The sequence below is a fragment of the Bdellovibrio sp. MYbb2 genome, assembly GCF_056175685.1.
The window spans coordinates 1753398-1772058 of the sequence record NZ_JBJKJI010000001.1 but is presented as its reverse complement, the minus strand read 5'-3'; the positions used below and the strand labels follow the sequence as shown (position 1 = coordinate 1772058).

20 protein-coding genes are annotated in these 18661 nt (G+C 50.3%); 7 read left to right on the top strand and 13 right to left on the bottom strand.

The window, feature by feature from the left end; genetic code table 11:
• Positions 1 to 39 precede the first annotated feature (39 nt).
• Positions 40 to 2298 (bottom strand): aconitate hydratase, encoded by a 2259-nt coding sequence (locus AC04MQ_RS08560; RefSeq protein ID WP_015091818.1) that lies wholly within the window; start codon positions 2296 to 2298, stop codon positions 40 to 42.
• Positions 2299 to 2420: 122 nt separating this feature from the next.
• On the opposite strand from AC04MQ_RS08560, the gene AC04MQ_RS08555 reads away from it, so the two are divergent.
• Together AC04MQ_RS08555 and AC04MQ_RS08550 are read left to right on the top strand one after the other, a co-directional pair.
• Entirely contained in the window at positions 2421 to 3128 is a 708-nt protein-coding gene (locus AC04MQ_RS08555; protein WP_475391843.1) for an NAD-dependent deacylase, read from the top strand.
• A 221-nt stretch (positions 3129 to 3349) separates the two neighbouring features.
• A complete protein-coding gene (locus tag AC04MQ_RS08550; protein WP_475391841.1) occupies positions 3350 to 3661 on the top strand; it encodes a helix-turn-helix transcriptional regulator in 312 nt (103 codons plus the stop codon).
• A gap of 3 nt (positions 3662 to 3664) precedes the next feature.
• On the opposite strand, the gene AC04MQ_RS08545 is transcribed toward AC04MQ_RS08550, so the two are convergent.
• Positions 3665 to 3988 (bottom strand): hypothetical protein, encoded by a 324-nt coding sequence (locus AC04MQ_RS08545; RefSeq protein ID WP_015091821.1) that lies wholly within the window; start codon positions 3986 to 3988, stop codon positions 3665 to 3667.
• A gap of 185 nt (positions 3989 to 4173) precedes the next feature.
• Here AC04MQ_RS08545 and AC04MQ_RS08540 point away from each other — a divergent pair, with 185 nt between their 5' ends.
• On the top strand, positions 4174 to 4980 hold the full coding sequence (locus AC04MQ_RS08540) for a hypothetical protein (protein ID WP_475391840.1): 807 nt from the start codon (positions 4174 to 4176) through the stop codon (positions 4978 to 4980).
• Here AC04MQ_RS08540 and AC04MQ_RS08535 read toward each other — a convergent pair.
• The gene (locus AC04MQ_RS08535; RefSeq protein WP_041577875.1) at positions 4977 to 5249 is read right to left on the bottom strand and encodes a peptide methionine sulfoxide reductase; all 273 of its coding nucleotides are present in this window, start codon (positions 5247 to 5249) and stop codon (positions 4977 to 4979) included. The two genes, AC04MQ_RS08540 and AC04MQ_RS08535, sit on opposite strands and share 4 nt — an antisense overlap.
• 129 nt (positions 5250 to 5378) lie before the next feature.
• Between AC04MQ_RS08535 and AC04MQ_RS08530 the strand changes: the two genes are divergently transcribed.
• Entirely contained in the window at positions 5379 to 5909 is a 531-nt protein-coding gene (locus AC04MQ_RS08530) for a hypothetical protein (RefSeq protein WP_475391839.1), read from the top strand.
• Between the two features lie 32 nt (positions 5910 to 5941).
• Here the strand turns inward: AC04MQ_RS08530 and AC04MQ_RS08525 are convergent, their stop codons facing one another.
• The 10 genes from AC04MQ_RS08525 to AC04MQ_RS08480 form a co-directional block, all read right to left on the bottom strand.
• Positions 5942 to 6757: a tail fiber protein gene (locus AC04MQ_RS08525; RefSeq protein ID WP_475391838.1), complete on the bottom strand. Its 816-nt coding sequence runs from the start codon at positions 6755 to 6757 to the stop codon at positions 5942 to 5944.
• Between the two features lie 29 nt (positions 6758 to 6786).
• Complete coding sequence (locus AC04MQ_RS08520; RefSeq protein ID WP_015091826.1) at positions 6787 to 7515, bottom strand: tail fiber protein; 729 nt, start codon at positions 7513 to 7515, stop codon at positions 6787 to 6789.
• A 171-nt stretch (positions 7516 to 7686) separates the two neighbouring features.
• Positions 7687 to 8124 carry a hypothetical protein gene (locus AC04MQ_RS08515; protein WP_475391837.1) on the bottom strand — a complete coding sequence of 146 codons (438 nt, stop codon included), beginning with the start codon at positions 8122 to 8124 and terminating at the stop codon, positions 7687 to 7689.
• Positions 8125 to 8126: 2 nt separating this feature from the next.
• Positions 8127 to 10112: a BatD family protein gene (locus AC04MQ_RS08510; RefSeq protein WP_475391836.1), complete on the bottom strand. Its 1986-nt coding sequence runs from the start codon at positions 10110 to 10112 to the stop codon at positions 8127 to 8129.
• Positions 10096 to 10698 carry a tetratricopeptide repeat protein gene (locus AC04MQ_RS08505; RefSeq protein WP_475391835.1) on the bottom strand — a complete coding sequence of 201 codons (603 nt, stop codon included), beginning with the start codon at positions 10696 to 10698 and terminating at the stop codon, positions 10096 to 10098. Before AC04MQ_RS08505 ends, AC04MQ_RS08510 begins: the two co-directional genes overlap by 17 nt.
• Before the next feature lie 245 nt (positions 10699 to 10943).
• Complete coding sequence (locus AC04MQ_RS08500) at positions 10944 to 12008, bottom strand: vWA domain-containing protein (RefSeq protein WP_475391834.1); 1065 nt, start codon at positions 12006 to 12008, stop codon at positions 10944 to 10946.
• Positions 12008 to 13018 carry a vWA domain-containing protein gene (locus tag AC04MQ_RS08495; RefSeq protein WP_015091831.1) on the bottom strand — a complete coding sequence of 337 codons (1011 nt, stop codon included), beginning with the start codon at positions 13016 to 13018 and terminating at the stop codon, positions 12008 to 12010. Before AC04MQ_RS08495 ends, AC04MQ_RS08500 begins: the two co-directional genes overlap by 1 nt.
• Positions 13015 to 13914 carry a hypothetical protein gene (locus AC04MQ_RS08490; RefSeq protein ID WP_475391833.1) on the bottom strand — a complete coding sequence of 300 codons (900 nt, stop codon included), beginning with the start codon at positions 13912 to 13914 and terminating at the stop codon, positions 13015 to 13017. The genes AC04MQ_RS08495 and AC04MQ_RS08490 overlap by 4 nt, the downstream gene beginning before the upstream one ends.
• Positions 13914 to 14783, bottom strand: a complete 870-nt coding sequence (locus AC04MQ_RS08485) for a DUF58 domain-containing protein (protein WP_015091833.1) — start codon at positions 14781 to 14783, stop codon at positions 13914 to 13916. The genes AC04MQ_RS08490 and AC04MQ_RS08485 overlap by 1 nt, the downstream gene beginning before the upstream one ends.
• Positions 14783 to 15757 (bottom strand): AAA family ATPase, encoded by a 975-nt coding sequence (locus AC04MQ_RS08480; RefSeq protein ID WP_038451994.1) that lies wholly within the window; start codon positions 15755 to 15757, stop codon positions 14783 to 14785. The genes AC04MQ_RS08485 and AC04MQ_RS08480 overlap by 1 nt, the downstream gene beginning before the upstream one ends.
• A 158-nt stretch (positions 15758 to 15915) precedes the next feature.
• On the opposite strand from AC04MQ_RS08480, the gene AC04MQ_RS08475 reads away from it, so the two are divergent.
• From AC04MQ_RS08475 to AC04MQ_RS08465, 3 genes are read left to right on the top strand one after another with little or no spacing between them, the layout of a single operon-like run.
• On the top strand, positions 15916 to 16728 hold the full coding sequence (locus tag AC04MQ_RS08475) for a M48 family metalloprotease (protein ID WP_015091835.1): 813 nt from the start codon (positions 15916 to 15918) through the stop codon (positions 16726 to 16728).
• A 44-nt stretch (positions 16729 to 16772) separates the two neighbouring features.
• Positions 16773 to 17021 (top strand): DUF1844 domain-containing protein, encoded by a 249-nt coding sequence (locus AC04MQ_RS08470; protein ID WP_011165185.1) that lies wholly within the window; start codon positions 16773 to 16775, stop codon positions 17019 to 17021.
• 40 nt (positions 17022 to 17061) lie between these two features.
• Entirely contained in the window at positions 17062 to 18489 is a 1428-nt protein-coding gene (locus AC04MQ_RS08465; RefSeq protein ID WP_015091837.1) for a trypsin-like peptidase domain-containing protein, read from the top strand.
• The last annotated feature ends 172 nt before the right edge of the window (positions 18490 to 18661 follow it).

Below are 18661 nucleotides of genomic sequence, written 5' to 3'. Positions count from 1 at the left end.
AACACCAGGGGTTTTGTTTTTTTGAATTCAAGCCGGATCTTACAGACCGCGGATCAAGTTCAACGCACTTCCCGCGCGGAACCATTTCAACTGTTCTGCGTTGTAAGTGTGCTTAAGCTCGATAGTCTCTGTAGAACCATCAGCGTGCTTGATGTTTGCTTTCACGTTTTTACCTGGAGCAAGATCGTTCAGATCAACCAGGGACAAACGGTCTGCTTCCTGAACTTTGTCGTAATCTTTTGGATTAACAAAAGTCAAAGCCAGCACACCTTGTTTTTTCAGGTTCGTCTCGTGGATACGAGCGAAGGATTTCGTGATAACTGCAGAAGCACCCAAGTGTCTTGGGCACATTGCCGCGTGCTCACGGGAAGAACCTTCACCGTAGTTTTCGTCACCAACGATAACCCAGCCTTTACCCGCTTTCTGGTAAGCACGTGCCACCTGAGCGAATTCTGCTGTTTCACCAGTCAGTTGGTTTTTACCTTTACCGATTTCACCTGTGAACGCGTTATCCGCACCCAACAACATGTTGTTGGAGATGTTGTCCAAGTGACCACGGTAGTTCAACCATTTACCACCCGGAGAGATATGATCCGTCGTGCACTTGCCTTTTGCTTTCGCAAGAACCAATTGATCAACGAAATCTTTGCCATCCCATTTAGTGAACGGGGAAAGAAGCTGCAAACGATCAGAAGAAGGATTCACTGCCACTTGAGCGGTTGCACCTGCTGGTTTCTGATAGCCTTCAGTGTCCGCGATGAAGCCTTTAGCCGGCAATTCCGGGGCCACTGGCGCCTGAAGTTTGATTTTGCCTTTTGGACCTTCCAGCTCGTCAGTTGCCGGGTTGAAGTCCAAACGACCTGCAAGACCCAAAGCCATAACAATCTCAGGAGAAGCGATGAACGCCAGAGTCTCTGGGTTCGCATCGTTACGTGCACGGAAGTTACGGTTGAAGGAAGTTACGATCGTGTTTTTCTCGCCAGACTTGATGTCGTCACGTTTCCACTGACCGATACAAGGACCGCACGCATTCGCAAGAACAGTCGCGCCCACTTCATTGAACGTCGCCATCTGGCCGTCACGCTCAATCGTGTTCTGAATCTGAGTGGAACCCGGAGATACCAGGAACGGAGACGTCATTTTCACGCCCACTTCCATAGCTTGTTTCGCCACGAAAGCCGCGCGACCGATATCTTCATAGGAAGAATTCGTGCAGGAACCGATCAAAGCAGAGGAAATCTTAACTGTGTAGCCTTTCTCAGCCACTTCTTTTTTAAGTGCAGAGATTGGACGAGCCAAGTCTGGAGTGTGAGGACCCACCAGGTGTGGTTCCAAAGCAGACAAGTCGATTTCGTAAACTTCGTCGAAGTATTTGCCTGGGTTTGCCACCACGTCCGCATCTGCAGACAGGATGTCTTTGTGACCGTCAGCGATGGACGCCAATTGATCACGACCTGTGGATTTCAGGTAAGCGCCCATGCGCTCATCGTATGGGAATACAGAGCAGGTAGCACCCAGCTCAGCACCCATGTTGGTGATAGTTGCTTTACCAGTACAAGAGATGGAGGACGTGCCTTCACCGAAGTACTCTACAACTTTATCCGTACCACCTTTTACAGTCAGCATTCCGCACAGTTTCAGGATCACGTCTTTAGCAGACGCCCAACCGCCCAGTTTGCCTTTCAGGTGAACACCGATCAGCTTAGGATTTTTAACTTCCCAAGGCAGACCCACCATCACGTCAGAAGCATCAGAACCACCAACACCCACAGCACACATACCCAAACCACCCGCATTCGGAGTGTGAGAGTCCGTACCGATCATCAAGCCACCTGGGAACGCGTAGTTTTCAAGGATTACCTGGTGAATGATACCAGCGCCTGGTTTCCAGAAGCCGATGTTGTAACGGGAAGAAGCCGTTGCCAGGAAGTCATAAACTTCTTTGTTGGTTGCATTGGCAACAGTCATATCTGCGCCGGCACCTTTGTAAGCCTGGATCAAGTGATCGCAGTGTACTGTGGAAGGAACAGCCGCTTCATCTTTACCTGCCAGCATGAATTGCAACAAAGCCATCTGCGCTGTCGCATCTTGCATCGCCACGCGGTCTGGTCTTAGAAGCAGGAAGCTTTCGCCACGAACCAATTCCTGGTTCTGTGGATCATCCAAGTGACCGAACAAAATTTTCTCCGCCAATGTCAAAGGGCGGTTCAAGCGATTGCGAACAACAGCCAATCTTTCAGCTGTCTTCTTGTATACGTTCTGCACCATTTCAGGTGAAGTTTCGATTTTCGAAGCCATTGTAATTGCCTTTCTTTTAAGAACGCCCCATCCTAATGAAAATCAGTTGAAATCTCAAACAAAATGCGGGGTTGGGATTCATTCTCGGGACCGTCCCCATGGCCTGAATTGCGCGAGGCATAATGGACTTAAGACTATTTAAGAACATCGTCATCCTCACTGGTGCCGGCATCTCGGCCGAGAGCGGAATTCGCACGTTCCGGGACCAGAATGGTCTGTGGGAAGATCACCGAATTGAAGACGTGGCAACACCTGAAGCTTTTGCTCGAAACCCGTCTTTGGTTCAGCGCTTTTACAATCTGAGAAGGGCTCAACTGAAAGAGCCAAACCTGACCCCAAATCCCGCCCACCAAGCCCTGGTCGAACTGGAAAACCTTCGGGAGGGAAACTTCCTGCTGGTCACCCAGAACGTCGACAACCTTCACCGACGCGCAGGCTCAAAAAACCTGCTGCACATGCACGGGCGCCTGGATCGCGTGTTTTGCCTGCATTGTGACGAGCATTTTGAGTGGCTGCTGGATCTGGCGGTGGATCAACCCTGCCCGCAGTGTGGGCGCCAAGGCGGAGTTCGCCCCGACATTGTCTGGTTTGGCGAGATGCCCCACTATATGGAAGAAATCTATGCAGCCCTGGACAAGGCGGATTATTTTATCTCGATTGGAACCAGTGGGAATGTCTACCCGGCGGCGGGCTTTGTACGTCTTGCGTGGAAAGCCAGAAAGATAGAAATCAATCTAAAGGACACCGAGATCTCCCCCGCGTTTGACGAGCACTATGTCGGCCCGGCCTCCACGGAGGTTCCTCGGTTTATTGCTCAATTTCTCGAGTAATCCGCGCCTCGTCCCTTCTAATACAAATATAGGGCCTCATTCAAACTCATTACGGGACCGTACCCTGCAATAACTTCCATGCAACTTGCTTTTTACGTCGATTTGACGTAAAAAGGGCAGCCGAACCGGGCAACGGTCAATTAGACTTAGTCGCTCTTATCGACTTATATATCGAGTGCTTGAAAAGCAGATCCACATTGAACTTTTGGAGGGTCACAAACATGAGTACTAAAAAGGGATCCGACGCTCTTGAAATGATGGAGGCTAAATACGGCCGTCTTTCTGTGGCAAGCCTGCTGGTCTCATGGAGAACTTCTAACGAGCTTTCTCAGACCCAATTCGCAAAGAAACTGGGGATGTCGGTACAAAGTCTTTGTGATCTGGAAAAGGGCCGCAGAATCCCCTCCCCGGGAAGGGCAGCGAAAATCGCAAAAAAAATGGGCTATCCCGAAATCGCGCTTGTTACACTGGCTCTTCGGGACGCCCTTTATGCTGAAGGCTTCAAGTACAACGTCAAACTTGAAAGCGCCTAAATATTACCAGCCAGAATAGCAGCGCTGGGACGTGATCACTTTGTCAGAGTCACGAACCATGTACAGGCAGCTTTCGTAAGCCATGTGCAACTGGATGCGCACGTGAGGAATCACGTCCCCTTTTGGTGTGATCACGCGGGATGGTTGCGCTTCAATGTCCAGAATTCTTTCGAATGTACAAAGCTCGTCGTAAGAGAAGTCCTCTTGAGCCGCCACAACCTTGATCGCCGCTGTATAACGGTCGCTGTGTTCCCATTTAGTGCAAAGGTTACCGGCAAAGGCCGCTGAAGATGCCAACAAAGTCAAAGTCGCCAAAAGAATACGCATTTTGATTCCTCCTTAGGAAAACGGCCCCATGCTTAAAGGACATAGACCGAAAGAGCAAGAAAGCCTGCCATCCATCCGTTCATTGAAAACTCATTGAAACTGCTTTGCGGCGTATCATTCTTAGACAAAAAGGGCCGCCAGACTAAGGTAATCAAGATTTTATTTGTCCATCCGATAAATCTGATATGACGTCATTTAAGCTGGATGGTTATCGCGCGCCAAAGTTCTCCCGTGAGGATCTTCTACGGATCCGAAAAAAGGAAAGAACCCAAATTGTATTTCTGGATGTGAATTTTCTGAATCAGCGACTTCCCCGCCGGTTCCTCGAACTTCTGCGCGCCTTCTGGATCACCGTCATTGCCGGAACTCCTTTTCTGGCCCTGATCGCCCTTCTGGTTTCATTCGCCATCGACAAGACCTTTTTGGAGACGGTCCGATCAGCGCTAATCACAAAAGAAGGATCGCTGTCTTCCGGCTTTCTTTCAATGGTCCTTGCGCCCATTGGTGTTTATTGGAGTTTAGACGCCATCTTCGGTCGCCGTTGGTCATATTGCGCTGGCTTATACAATGAACTTGTGAAAATGAAAACCAATGCCGCGCCAAAAGGCATCGACGAGGACCTGCTACTTCGAACAAAAGAGGAATATCTGGAGGCACTCATTGCCTATGATCTTATCGATCTGGATCTTTATCACCATAAGTCCTTCCATGAGTTCTTTTCAAACGTTTTAGAAAAAGCCCTCGAGGCCCAACAAAGAAGCATGAGTGGTTTCACTGAGGACTTACTCAATTCAACCGTCACTGTGGAAAATATTAAAACCATGATGGGTCGCTACCTTTTCCATCGCAATAAGCTGATGGAAGCGCAGCGGGCCGAGTACGCAAAAAAACAGGCCGAAGCGACCAAACGAATTATCCAGGACACGGTATCCGACGAGATCCTGCGCCTCTTGGAAGAGCGCGGTTCATCCGCGGGTTCCAAGGCAAGCTAGTAGCCCGGAGCCCCGGCTTCTTTGGCGCCGCCGGCCTCCCGTTCGGCTTCTTCCTCGTCGGTTTCAAAAAGCTCGACGTAATCCTGATAACCGTTTTGGGAAAGGTCGCGGACCGGAATGAATTTTAAGGCAAAAGGATTCACCCAATAGTCATTGTCGGCCCGAAGCAGGATCGGCTCTCCGGTTTTGGCGTCGACAAAGATGCCTTCGGGCTCAAGACCCTCGATATCGTTCATATGGCGAAACGGAGAGAAATCGGGAGTTGTCATAACCACCTCCTTCTTTGCCTCTGATTATCCCCCCTAGCGCAAGGGAGCCCAAGGTCTTTTGCTCTGCCATTCTGCACCAGCCACTCTGATTTCTGTTGGCAACGAAGCTCTGTTCGATAGTCTAGGGGGATGACGCATCTATTTTTACTGCTGACACAATTGGTATGGGCGGCTCCGCAGGCGGCTCTTTATGAACGACCTTGTTACATGGACGAGGGCGATGCGCTGACCACGCATCTGCAGGTTTCTGAAAACCAGTGGATTTTGACCCATCTGGCTTATGAAGAAGATGCATGCAAGCAGGCCTATCTGGCTTTTGAAATCCAGTATACCCCCGCCACGGCCGGGACTGATGTTGATTTGACTGTGTCTGAGTCCTCGTACACTCCATTGACTGAAGAAGTGGCGGAGGCTTTGAATATGGTGAAATACTGCGATTACACCGACTGGAAACGGGGGGAGAAAAAAGTCGTCTCGGGATACTTGTGTGACGAATACAAAGCTCCGAATGTGGGTGACAAAACCTATTCGATCTTCAAAACCGAACAAAAAGACGGCGCTGAGCTTTTGTACATCGGTGCAGCTTCAGCGCAAGGAAGCGGCAAGTCCCCTTCCCAGCGCCATAAAAAATACGAACCGCTGCCGTTCTTCAAACAATAAAAAAAGCCGGATGAAAATCCGGCTTTTTTTATTTAACGACACTCGTAAATATGACCAAGCATTTTGGCGGCGCCATTCACCGAGACCGGGAAGCCCGCGGGAAGTTCCACCAAGTCACTTCTGTTGAACTTGCGCAAAGAGAAAACCAGAGCCCCCTTTACACATAAAGTGTCATCTTCCTTCGGCCAGACCGAACTTTGCACATGCAGCATTGTGGAAAGTTTTTGATCGGCATTTGCGCTCTGGACGTCAGGCAGGACAACTGTCGGCACCACTACCCGGGAATAATCCTGATAGCGAACTTTGTACCCACCGTACTTGTCGTCCCATTCTCTGTAGGATTCAGTCCATTTTTCAATAATCAGATCCGAATTCACGTTCGCAGCAAGCTCTTCTTCACTTTTTTGGACAAATGATTTTTCCTGATTCATCGGAACAACCTGCGGGATCTCCAGATCATTTAAGTGACCTGCAATTTGTCGAACCACTCCGGCCGTACCCACCAGCATCGCAATTTCTCCAGGCCATGCGCCTTCTTTGCACATGTAATAGCTATAATGAGAACCATTGATGTTCAGTTCTTCAAGCTTGGGGATCGCAAAATTACTGATCCCGTCCCCGCCATAGGAAGATCCAATCAGTGCATAAACTGTCAGGTTGTCATTCCTTACCTCCATCAGGCGGCCGTCAGCCTTTACCCACATTCGCTCGTCAGGAATTGTTTCGCTTTTAAAAGCCCGCATCTCAGTAATCACACACTCAAAATCAGCGTCAGCCTTTGCGATCTGCACGCTTGCAGTCACAGTCAGAGCAATCAAAATTTGGGACATCAGGATGATCGTTTTCATAAAAACCCCTTTCAAATGGTGCCGCAGCCCTATAGACATTCATACATGTGAGCCGCTTCTTTGGTCACACCACCGAAAGAAATGCCTGCCATGCCTTCGACGATGATCTCTTTTGCGTTTTCCGGTTCGCGCATTTTTCCAAGCGCGAAGTACACGCCGCCTTTTTCACAGGCAATCTGGTAAGCAGGATAATTACCGTTCACTTCAAGTATGTTGTTCAGTTCAGTCCCGGTCGGAACATTCTTTAATACTGCCGGCAAAGTCACTGTGGGCATCAGAACGCTATTATCCTGCACCAGATCCCGATTCAGGATGCTCGCCAAAGCCGGATATCTTTCAATTGGCAGGGCTTCTTCACGAATCAACATCCTTTCGTTGTAGGAATCCAGGTTGAAGTTTCCAGCATACTGGCGCATGAAACCGGTGTTTGCAGAGTCTGTACCCCCACTCGGCCAGATGCCGCGCACACAGATATAATAGCTGTAACTTTGACCGTTCAACTGGATGTCTTCAATCTTAGGCAAAGCAAAGGTTTGTCTGTAATCACCGCCATATTGAACTCCCAACAAGGCGAACAGGGCCTGATTCATCGTGATTCGCATCAGTCGCCCGTCAGCTTTGGTCCATGCGTTTTCATCCGGTGTTACGGCACTGTTAAAGGCACGCACTTCAGACATTCCGCATTCTAATTCACGGGCTTGGGCTTTAACGGTCAAAGACAGGGTCAGCAGGGCAAGAACGAGAGTGAACTTTTTCATAACAACCTCTTTCAGGGGTGATTTGTATTCGATACAAACCTATGAAGCAACGGCGGTGCCAGGGCTTTATCCCTCTGAAACAGGCTTAATTTTGATCTGGGATGGGTGCTGCCGGAAAATCGGCAAGGCAGCCTGCCGGGGCCCCGGCAGCTGCTGAAAATCCGCTAGGGACTATTTCTTCTTGGTTTTTTGAACTTCAAAGATGTACGGATAGAAAACACTGACGACTTTCCCCGCTCTTTGGTTCTGAAGCTTTTCAAATTTGGCCTGACGAATGGATGTTTCGATGCAGGAATTCAAAGCTTCCGACGCCGGACGAATGCGGTTTTCCTTGAACTGAAATTTCGTCACCGTGCCCTCGGAATCAAAGCTGAAATCCACAACCACTTTACCCACCGGAATCGGCTGATTGGCCGCTTTGGCTTCAGCCATGGTCTGATCATGGCACTTTTTAAGTTCGCCGATCACAACATCTTTATTCGTGTGATGAGCGGATTTCAGGTCCACCTTGGCTTCGCCCTGAGGCGCAGGACCAGGTTCAACCGCTGGGACCTGCGCCCCTGCGTGTAAGGCCATCAGGGCCAATGAGGTAACAATCAAAGATTTCATTTCTATTTCTCCTCGACCGCGGATACCACCGCGTTCAGAACTTTTTTAGCATGATCCACTTGGGATTTCATGGTTTCTTTTTCTTTCATTTTGCCCAGCATCTCTTCCGGAGCAAAACTCAAGGTCTGGAAGAACTCAAAACTTTTTGCGATAGCATCACCGTGATCACGACGAATACTTGGCGGAATGACTTCCAGCAGACGTTCAATTTCCATCGCCGCTCCGCCGGTCCCGGACACTTCACCCAGAACGGTGTAGAACGTGTTGGTCATTTCCACACCCACTTTGCGGTAATCAGTTTTACCCAAAGCAGTATCGACAACTTTGAAGCGTTTTTGCACCAGTTCTTTCAAAGTACGACGACGACGACCCCAGCCGAATTCACGCTGTGCTCTGACCAGCAATAACAAAGACGCTACAGAATACAATACGGCCCACAACCATGGACGATAAAGGACGCTGGCTTCAGCCGCTGGCTGCCACTGCATCAATGGATCTGGCAGACGGTTTTCAGCCACTTTCGGGGCATCCGCTTTTTTACCGGCATCCGCCATACGTGAAGAAGAACCCACCGGCGCATTTGGATTGTTCGAAACCGTCAAATTGATCGGCTGAGTCGTGCGTGTGTAGTACTTCTTGGTCTGAGGATCAAACATGCTGACACTCAAGCCCGGCAGAACCATCTGGCCTTCCTGACGAGGAATCACCAGCACTTCAAATTCCTTGTAGCTTCGCCCGTTTTTAAAGAACTTGGATTCAGACTTGCTGTCGTACTGTTCAAGCCCCGTTGGCAGGTTCAGGGCCGGAAGATCAATCATCTTCGCATTGCCAGCGCCTTCAAAGCGGATTTTCAGACTGAATGGCTGATTCACCAGAACCTGCGGATTTTCCACGGAAGCATGCAGTTCAAACTGCCCCACGGCTCCGGTAAAGTCCGAAGGACGCCCTTCCACCGGCAAAGGTTTTACTTTAACAGGAACAGCGGCAGAGCTCTTCGTGTATTCATACGGCTTGCCATAGAATCCGAACCCTTGAGTCGGCAGACGCACGCGGGATTTGATTTTGTATTCATCAATTGTCGCAGTACCCGGTTTGATCGGGAACAAGGCGTGGGAAGCCAGCAGGGCTTTCTTCCAAGGGGTCCCGTTTACGATCTCTTCCGTGAACTGGATAGAAGGCACCTCTTCAATGATCTCTTTCCAGTAGCCTTTCAGGCTTGGGAACTTCAAACGATCCAGGGTTTCCATCTGACCACGGGTGTAGATGTACCAATTGACTGTGACCTGCTCGCCTTCAAAGACCTCGGTCTTGTCGACTTCAACAGAAATAAAGAAGGCTTCGTTGGGGTTCGTCGGCAGACTGCGGAAGGCGGCTTCTGGCAAGCCCGTCGTATTCGGATAGCCGCCATAATCTTCCTGCTGTTGCGGTTGTTGCCCTTGCTGCTGCAACAGTCTTTGGCGCTGACGCAACAATTGATCAAAAATCTCTTGTTCGGCCTGATCCATGGATTCAAACGGATCATCAAAACCCGGAGGAGCCATCGACGGACGCTTCGGAGGTTTCCCCCCACCCATACTTTCCTGACCGACTTTGATCACGATGGGTTGTGTGCGGTGAACCTTGCCACCGATCACGACCTCATAGGAACCCACGCTCAGAGTGCCGGTCTTTTTAGGGCTTAGCTGATAATGGAATTCTTTGCGGCGCTGGGTTTGGAACTGCATCCCGGATGATGTATTGACCAGCTTCTGAGCCACGGCATTGCTTTGCCAGTTGTTCAAAAGATCAAAGCCGTCCAGATCCGGCAAACGTGGGTCCTGAATGTCGACGTCTTCACTGGACGTCACGGCCACGGTCAAAGTGAACGTATCACCAATACCCATTTCGTTGCGGTCCACAGTGGACTGCACGGTCGTTCCGGCGGCCTGGGCAAAAAGCCCGAAGAAAATAAAACTTAGAAAGAACAGGAAATTACCAGTCTTTGTCACGAGGCTGCTCCTTCACATCTTTGCGATTGTATTCAGCACGGATTTTTTCTTCCTGCTGTTTCAATTCGCCCAGGATCTTTTTCACGTCCCCTTCAGTCAGCTCTTTCCCGTTGAACGGACGAGGCTTGTACTTTTGGGACTGCTGAGGGGTTTTACCCTCTTTTTGTTCCTGATCCTTGTCGCCTTCTTTGGGATCTTTTCCATCCTGATTTTGCTGCTGTTGGTTCTTGTCACCATTTTGCGGCTGATCCTGCTTGCCTTCACCGCCGCCCTGTCCCTGCTGTTGTTGGGTCAGAAGCTCGATGTTGGTTTTTACTTCTTTGGAAGAAGGAATGATCTCAAGCGCCTTTTGATAAACCGCCAAAGCCTCGTCCACCTGTTTGGCCTTGCCTAAAAGCTGCGCCTGATTAAAGCGCGCCATAAACACCAGCTCAAAATTCTTGTCAGCCAAGGCAAGCTTTTCGGCCTCGCGATAAGACTGCAGCGCTTTTTCCGCCTGCTGCAAACCTTCAAAGCTTAAACCCAAATTCAAATGAAGCTGACTGACAAAGGGATCATAATGAAGACCTTCAAGATACTTCTCCATAGCCCCCGGGAAAGTCTGCCCCGTCAGAGCCTTGTTCCCCTCACGATTCAATTCCAAAGTTTTAAGATGAGGCCTGCCCGGCCCACAACTTACCATTGCTAATGTCATTCCAATACACAAAGCCTTGGCTGTGGTTCTTGCTCGAAGCAAGTTCCACAGCGAGCCACGAAATGCCATACCTACCCCCTGCCCATCACGAGCGAGGACTGTCCGAAGCTTCGAGTAAGAACCACAGCCAAGGCGCTTCATGCGGGTGGTACCTCGTAACGGCCTTTCCAGAACAGGAAAGAGTTGCGGCGTTCACCCAGGAACAGTTCAAGCAAAGCAATGATGATTCCAAACATCAAAACTGTCTGGAAGCGTTCTTCGTACTGGGTGGCCATGGTTGTGTCGAACTGGGCTTTTTCAAGTTTGCTGATGTCTTCCACCAGCAACTTCGTCTGCTCACCACCAAATGTCGCGAAATAGAAGCTGCCCTGACCGGATTCAGCCAGTGCACGCAAAGCATCGCCTTTGACCGTCGTCAGAATGGTCTGACCTTGACGGTCTTTTTTATAACCTTTTAAGAAGCCCATGCCGTCGCGAACCGGAATGGCGCCACCTTTTTCCGTCCCGTAAGCCAGCGAAAAAATTCTGACACCTTCGCCGGCCATTTTTTTAGCTTCATCCAAGGCCCCCTGCTCGTGATCTTCTCCGTCAGAAGCAATCAGGATCACGCGGGTTACTTTTACAGTTTCATCGGTGGAAACCCCACCGCGCTCGAAAGCTTCTTTGGAAATCTTCAAAGCTTCGGTGAAGTTTGTTCCTTGCGAGGACACAGAGCTTGGCTCCAGGGATTCCAGATACATTTTGATGGCGCCCGGATCATTCGTCAGTGGCGAAAGCAAAGCCGCCGAACCGGCAAAGGCCACGATGCCCACTTTATTTCCCGGCATCAGGTCCACCAGCCGGCTCAGTTCGGCTTTAGCTTGTGCCAGACGCGAAGGTTTCACGTCTTCGGCCATCATACTTTCAGAAACGTCGACGGCGAAGATGATCTCAACCCCTTCACTTTTAACTTCCTGCTGGGATTCACCCATTTGTGGGCGAGCCAAAGCCAGCACAAAACAGAATACGGCCAAAACCTGCAAAGTGGTTTTGATTGAACGCTTCTTGCGCGATACGGAGCTTGAAAGGAACGGATACAGTCTTGAACCGATGGCGGCTTCCATCTTTTTTCGCGACATACGATCAAAGATAAAGCCCACGATAATAATCACCGGAATCAGCCACAGGTAATTAAATGCCGCAAGGTTTTCAAAGCGGAACATTATGGCACCCTCCTTAACCAGGAACGGCCCAAAAGCAGTCCGGCCAGATAAAGAACCAAAGCCCAAATCAGGAAGGGCGGGAACTTTTCAGTGTAATTCGTAAACTTGTTCACATCGATCTTGGTTTTTTCCAAAGTGTCGATGTCACTAAAGACCCGTTGCAAGGCGCCTTCATTGGTCGCGCGATAGTATTTACCACCGGTGTCCGAAGCCATACGGCCCAGCAGATCCTCGTTCACGGTGCTTTCAAACGGCTGATAAGTCTTTACCTTCTGACCAAAGATATCGCGCGAATACACCGGGATGCGCGTCGGACCATCTTTACCGATACCGATGGAATAAACCTTGATACCGTAACCCTTGGCGATCTCAAGACCCGTTTCAGGGTCGATGGTGCCAGAGTTATTCTCCCCGTCCGTCATGAAGATCATGACCCGGCTGCGGGCTTGGGAATCTTTCAAACGGCCCGCGGCATTGGCCATCGCCACACCCAAAGCGGTTCCATCTTTGATTTTTGCACTGGAAGCACTTGAGATCTCATTCACACGCTGCAAGATCATTTGATAATCCAGCGTTGGTGGCACCATGGTGAACGATTCACCGGCAAAGACCACCAGACCAATACGATCCGAAGTACGCGCACTGATGAACTTGGCGATGGTTTCTTTCGCCGCTTCCAGGCGGTTCAAAGGCTTCATGTCTTCAATCAGCATTGAATCTGAAACGTCCAGACAGATGACGATGTCGATACCTTCCACATTCTTGCGGATCTTGGTGTTCATTTCCTGCGGACGCGCCAAAGCGACAATCGCAAACACCAAAGCCAGGGATTTTAAGATCACCGGCAGGTGCATTAAACGGGTACGCAAGGTCGGCGCCACTGACTTTAGCAGTTCAACCGAGCCAAACTGCAAAGTTGGTGTCTTCTTTTTTCTTTTCCAGAAATTCCAGATCAGAATCAAAACCAACGGCAGCAGGAACCACAGGGCCCACAATGAATGATAGGTCATGAGGACACCCTTTCCATCTTCTCTACCAGAGTGCGGCAGTGGGTGGCCAGATTCAAAACGTCGCTGCTGGAAAGGTTCTGCTTATCAGCGAACGCGTGCTGGTATTCATGGAACAGCTTCAGCAGGCCTTCGCCCGCTTCGACATAGACGTTGCGATGATACTTTTTAATATCCTTGATCACCAGACGCTCGCTCCACTCCAACGCCGGCACACGGAACTGGCGGGTCAGGAAAAGCTTAAACATCTTGTGGGTTTCAACCAGCACCTGATCGATCTCTTCTTTTTTGGCGTCTTTGCCGAAGAAGACCGGATTGGCGCGCTGAAGGCGGCGATAGTTCTGATGGAATTCATGCAGCGGTGTTTGGGCCGAGTCATGTTCACGCAGACGCTCCAGCATATTGCGTCTTTGAATCACGCGATAAATCCTGGTGATCGCAATCAAGGCAATCACGCCCAGGAACGCCGCCAAGATACCCCAGTAAAGCATCGGAACACCGATGCTGGCAGGCCCGATGGGGCCGAAAGGTTCCTGTTTTACGGGTTGTTCACCCGGATTTTGCGGCGGAGGCGGCAACACGGAAGTCACACCGTATTGAATCGGCCCCAGGTCCAGCGTCTGCACGCCGTCACTAAGTTGCAGGTTTTCAAATGGAATATTGCCAGCCGTGTACGCGGTGGCCTTGATATCAGCCAATGTCGGCGAACGGAATTCAAAACCCAGAAGCTTGATCTGGTATTTCTGTTCCGGCTTCAGAACAAAATGAAGTTTTTCCTGCTGAAGGTCACGCGGGAATTCCCCGTCACACACCAAAAGAAACTCGCGCCCTACGGTGAGCTCGTTGTCTTTCAGTCCCTCGACTGCGGGTATTTCTGCCTTACACTGAATTAAAGCCATTATCTTCTCTTCTTAAAGAAGGCCACCAAAGGATTTACATAATCCTCGCTGGACTTCACATCCACACGCTCCACCTGAGCCAGGCGAAGCAGACGATCCCGGGCATCTTTGCGTTTGGCCACGGCCTCTTCATACTGGGCACGGAAAGATTGCGAAGACGTGTCGACGGTGACGATTTCCCCGGTCTCTGCATCTTGCACTTCGATCACCCCCATGGACGGCAGTGAATACTCGGCCGCATCGTTCACCACGCAGGCCACGACGTCATGCTTTCTTCCCAGCAAACGCAAGGACTGTTCAAAGCCCTGATCCATGAAATCACTGAATACAAACACCGTCGCGCGTTTCTTCAAGATCCCCTGCAAATAAGAGAACCCGGAGGAAAGCTTCGTGCGATGGCTTTTGGGTTTATAATAGAACAAATCACGCAGCAGACGGTGCACGTGGCCCCGCCCCTTTTTCGGCGGAACAAAGTGCTCAACCTGATCACTGAACAACAACAACCCAATCTGGTCGTTGTTCTTCACCGCAGAAAACGCCAAAAGCGCTGCCATGTGGGTCATGACTTCACCCTTAAAGTAAGGCCCGGTTCCAAAATCACTGGAACCACTGACGTCCACGGCAAGAATCAGAGTCAGCTCACGCTCTTCCTCGAAAGTTTTGATGTACGGCTTCCCCGTGCGCGCAGTCAGCGGCCACGAGATCGAACGAACATCATCGCCCGGAACGTATTCCCTGAAATCCGCAAAAGTCATCCCCTGCCCTTTGAAGGCCGTATGGTATTCACCGGCAAAGAGATTGTTCACAAGTCTTCTTGTGTTGATCTCCAGCAGTTTGACTTTCTTTAAGACCTCAGGAGGCAGACTCACTATGGCACCTCGACCTGACTTAGGATTTCTTTGATGATGTCATCAGTTCTGATGTTTTCAGCTTCGGCTTCGTACGTCAGAATCAGACGGTGGCGCAGAACGTGGTACGCAATGGCCTTTACGTCTTCGGCAGTCACATAACCGCGACCACGCAGGAACGCATGAGCTTTCGCCGCACGATACAAGCTGATCGTCGCACGCGGAGAACCACCGACATTGATCAGATTCGCAATACGGCTCAAGCCGTACTCGCCCGGCTTACGGGACGCCATGATCAATTCCACGATGTAGTTTTTGATTTTGTTATCAACATAGATCTGATCCGCACGATGAGCCGCACGCAAAAGATCCTCTTTCGAGATCACCGGCTGTACTTCCGGTTTTTCGTTCGTGCCCATGCGGTTTAAGATTTCAAGCTCTTCGCCTTTACCCGGGTAAACGACGTTGATCTTGAACATGAAACGGTCCATCTGGGCTTCTGGAAGTGGATAAGTACCCTCTTGCTCCAATGGATTCTGAGTCGCCAGAACCAGGAAGGGACTGGAAAGTTTGTAAGACTCATCCCCGATGGTGACTTGTTTTTCAGCCATGGCCTCAAGCAGTGCGGATTGCACTTTCGCTGGCGCACGGTTGATCTCATCCGCCAGAACGATGTTCGTGAAGATAGGTCCTTTGCGCGGAGCAAATTCACCGGATTTTGGATTGAAGATCATGGTCCCAATCAAGTCGGTAGGCAGAAGATCCGGAGTGAACTGGATGCGTTGGAAATCCAATGAAATGGATTTGGAAACGGTCGCGATGGTCAGCGTCTTCGCCAAGCCCGGCACACCTTCCAGCAGGATGTGGCCACCGGTCAGAAGGCCCATCATGATGCCCTCCACCATTTCCTTTTGCCCTACGACAACCTTGTTGATTTCAGCCATCATTTTATCAATGAATTGGCTCTCTTGCTTGATCGCGGCATTCAGGGCCATGATATCGACTTCACTCACGTTCTTGCCTCCTGAGTAGATGAACCTCTCTATTTCACAATTAAGCTAAAAACTACGCAAGTTTAGAGTGAAATCCCGACGAAAAACTATGCGCCGTTCCTGTACTTGCCAAGGGTCGGGTTTAGTGGGACTAATTTTATATGATCAACAACAATACAAAAGTCTGGATATTCATTCTATCAAGCTCTCTGGCCCTGCTGGTACTTGGCTATCAGTTCGGGGAACGTCTGGGGTTGTTGATTGGTTTCTTCTTTGCGGTTCTTTTGAACTTCTTCGTGTTCTTCTATGGTGAAAGCCGCGTGCTGGCGAAACTGAATGCGCAAAGAATCAAGGGCCAGGATTCCTGGGGTCTGATCGACAAGGTTCAAAAGATGTCAGCCCAACTGTCCATGCCGCCACCCGCGGTCTATATCACCCCGCATGCGTCGGTGAACGCATTCTGTGTGGGTCATTCCTGGAAACGCGGATCGCTGGGTTTCACTGCCGGGCTTTTACAAAAACTAAGCGACGAAGAACTTGAAGCGGTCGTGGCCCATCAAATCTGCCACATTCGCCGCCTGGATACTTTCGCATTCAGCGTCAGCAGCACCCTGGCTAATTCCGTCGTGGGTCTGGGGCAGTTTCTGGACAATCTGATCCCTTACAAGCTTCAGTTCTTTATGCCTGTGCTGTCCCCGATTGGCTGGCTGATCATCAAACTTGTGGTGGTGGAAAAATCCTTCTTTGAAAATGATCTGATGGCCTCTGAACTTCTGGACAGCCGCAACCGTCTGGGTGAAGTTTTGTGGCGCATGGAGGGTCTGGCTCAGACCCAGCCTCTGGATATCCCGGCCTGCACCAGTCACCTTTTCATGGTGAACCCGGAAGGTTTTAGACAAAAGAATCTGTTCCTGAAATCCCACCCGGCCATTGAGGTCCGCTTGCAAAAGCTGATGGGTTATTACCCCATCTGACTTGACAGGATCAGCAGGGAACTCACATTAAAGACGAGGGTCTTATGAACGAAAAAATTGAAGCCTCCTTTTCAGTCCTAATTATGTCTGTTGCATCGTCTGCGATTATGGCTATGGGTCTGGCTCCAAATCCTCAAAACGGCGAAGTGAGCAAAGATAAAAATATGGCTCGCTTTAACATCGACCTTTTGGTGGTCCTGCAACAGAAGACCAAAGGAAATCTGACTGGCGATGAAGCCAAATTTTTGGAAAACTTAATCAGTGATCTGCAAATGAAATTTGTGTCCATGTAAGCACAAATGAAATTCGTGCCAATGTAAGGAGAAACTGTCCATGAAGACGCTGTTGGTTCTTATTCTGTCTGTCGCTATGACCGCTCAAGCCCAAACCACGGGCGCGAAGGAACTCCCGAAAGATCCGCCGAAGATGAATCTGAACGCCGCCCTGCCCGGCAACCTGTTTGTTGAACTGGCCAAGGCCATCAACCCGGCGGTCGTGAATATCTCCACCACGGCAATTCCCAAGAACTCTCCGCGCATGCGCGACCCGATGCTGGATATGCTGGAACAGCTTTATGGCTTCCGCATGCAGCAACCCCAGCAACAGCAACAGCGCCCACAGCAAATGGGCCTGGGCACAGGCTTCATCATCCGTGAAGACGGCCTGATCATCACGAATAATCACGTGATCGCCGGCGCTGACATCATCAACGTTCAACTGAGCGAAAAATCCACTGATGTGTATGAAGCAACCCTTGTCGGCAGCGACGAGCGCACTGACATCGCGTTGATCAAAATCACTCCAAAAGCCAAACTGCCAGTGGCGGTTCTGGGGTCTTCCAAAGACGTGGAAGTGGGTGAATGGGTGGCGGCGTTCGGGAATCCGTTCGGTCACGGCCACTCGATGACGAAAGGAATTATTTCCTCCAAAGGCCGCGACATCACTGAGATCAATAAAATTCCATTGCTGCAGACTGATGCCAGCATCAATCCCGGCAACTCGGGCGGCCCGCTGGTGAACACCAAAGGTCAGGTGATCGGCGTGAACTCGGCGATTGATGCAAGAGCGCAAGGGATCGGTTTTGCGATTCCGATTGATGAAGTCAAAGCCATCTTGCCAATCCTTGAATCCAAGGGCCGCATTGCCCGTGGTTTCCTGGGTACGGCTTTGGGTGACTTGGATCCGGAAGCGGCCGAGTACCTGGGACTGGGCGAACTTCGTGGCGCTGTGATCACGCAAGTGTCCCCGGGCAGCCCGGCTTTGAAAGCCGGTTTAAAGATGTATGACATCGTGACCGAGTTTAACGGCAAGAAAATCAGAACCTCGTTGGATCTGATGGATGCTGTGGCGGACGCCCCTATCGGTCAACCGATCAAAACCAAGATCATCCGCAACAACAAGGAAATGACCTTGAATGTGGTGACCTCTGAACGTCTGGACGAAAAACGCGCGGTTCGTGCGGCGACCAAAACCTACGCGGGCCAGAAAGCTCCGTTCGGTTTGGGCTTCACGGTGATTGATCCAACCACAGAGCTTCGCAAAGAATGGGGCCTGCCGGACGATATGAAACAACCCGTGGTGATCGAGACTGAAAGAAACTCGAACGCCTCGAAGGGTGGTTTGCAAGTGGGCGATGTGATCCTGGATGTTAATAAACAGCCGGTAGACACCGCGAAGGACGTTTTAAAGGCTCTTAAAAAGGGCAAGAACACCCTAAGAATTGCCCGCAACACCCGTATTCAGATCATCAGCATCGAATAGTTTGGCCTTCGGAAATTTTAATAAAGAGCAGTGCTTCAAAGCCCATCTTCGGATGGGCTTTTTTATTTTGGCGCTATATAAGTAAACAGCTGCCTCAAATTGAGGCAGATCGCGGAATTTCAGGAAAAATATAAAAAAACCCTCGACCTAGGTCTTTAGTTTTTCTTGGGCT

Coding starts and splice junctions, on each gene's coding strand:
- AC04MQ_RS08560 (WP_015091818.1), bottom strand. CDS start 2,298: ATGGCTTCGAAAATCGAAACTTCACCTGAAATGGTGCAGAACGTATAC.
- AC04MQ_RS08515 (WP_475391837.1), bottom strand. CDS start 8,124: ATGAAATCTTTGATTGTTACCTCATTGGCCCTGATGGCCTTACACGCA.
- AC04MQ_RS08540 (WP_475391840.1), top strand. CDS start 4,174: ATGACGTCATTTAAGCTGGATGGTTATCGCGCGCCAAAGTTCTCCCGT.
- AC04MQ_RS08500 (WP_475391834.1), bottom strand. CDS start 12,008: ATGTTCCGCTTTGAAAACCTTGCGGCATTTAATTACCTGTGGCTGATT.
- AC04MQ_RS08465 (WP_015091837.1), top strand. CDS start 17,062: ATGAAGACGCTGTTGGTTCTTATTCTGTCTGTCGCTATGACCGCTCAA.
- AC04MQ_RS08475 (WP_015091835.1), top strand. CDS start 15,916: ATGATCAACAACAATACAAAAGTCTGGATATTCATTCTATCAAGCTCT.
- AC04MQ_RS08530 (WP_475391839.1), top strand. CDS start 5,379: ATGACGCATCTATTTTTACTGCTGACACAATTGGTATGGGCGGCTCCG.
- AC04MQ_RS08555 (WP_475391843.1), top strand. CDS start 2,421: ATGGACTTAAGACTATTTAAGAACATCGTCATCCTCACTGGTGCCGGC.
- AC04MQ_RS08545 (WP_015091821.1), bottom strand. CDS start 3,988: ATGCGTATTCTTTTGGCGACTTTGACTTTGTTGGCATCTTCAGCGGCC.
- AC04MQ_RS08550 (WP_475391841.1), top strand. CDS start 3,350: ATGAGTACTAAAAAGGGATCCGACGCTCTTGAAATGATGGAGGCTAAA.
- AC04MQ_RS08525 (WP_475391838.1), bottom strand. CDS start 6,757: ATGAAAACGATCATCCTGATGTCCCAAATTTTGATTGCTCTGACTGTG.
- AC04MQ_RS08470 (WP_011165185.1), top strand. CDS start 16,773: ATGAACGAAAAAATTGAAGCCTCCTTTTCAGTCCTAATTATGTCTGTT.
- AC04MQ_RS08480 (WP_038451994.1), bottom strand. CDS start 15,757: ATGGCCCTGAATGCCGCGATCAAGCAAGAGAGCCAATTCATTGATAAA.
- AC04MQ_RS08505 (WP_475391835.1), bottom strand. CDS start 10,698: ATGGAGAAGTATCTTGAAGGTCTTCATTATGATCCCTTTGTCAGTCAG.
- AC04MQ_RS08535 (WP_041577875.1), bottom strand. CDS start 5,249: ATGACAACTCCCGATTTCTCTCCGTTTCGCCATATGAACGATATCGAG.
- AC04MQ_RS08490 (WP_475391833.1), bottom strand. CDS start 13,914: ATGGCTTTAATTCAGTGTAAGGCAGAAATACCCGCAGTCGAGGGACTG.
- AC04MQ_RS08495 (WP_015091831.1), bottom strand. CDS start 13,018: ATGACCTATCATTCATTGTGGGCCCTGTGGTTCCTGCTGCCGTTGGTT.
- AC04MQ_RS08520 (WP_015091826.1), bottom strand. CDS start 7,515: ATGAAAAAGTTCACTCTCGTTCTTGCCCTGCTGACCCTGTCTTTGACC.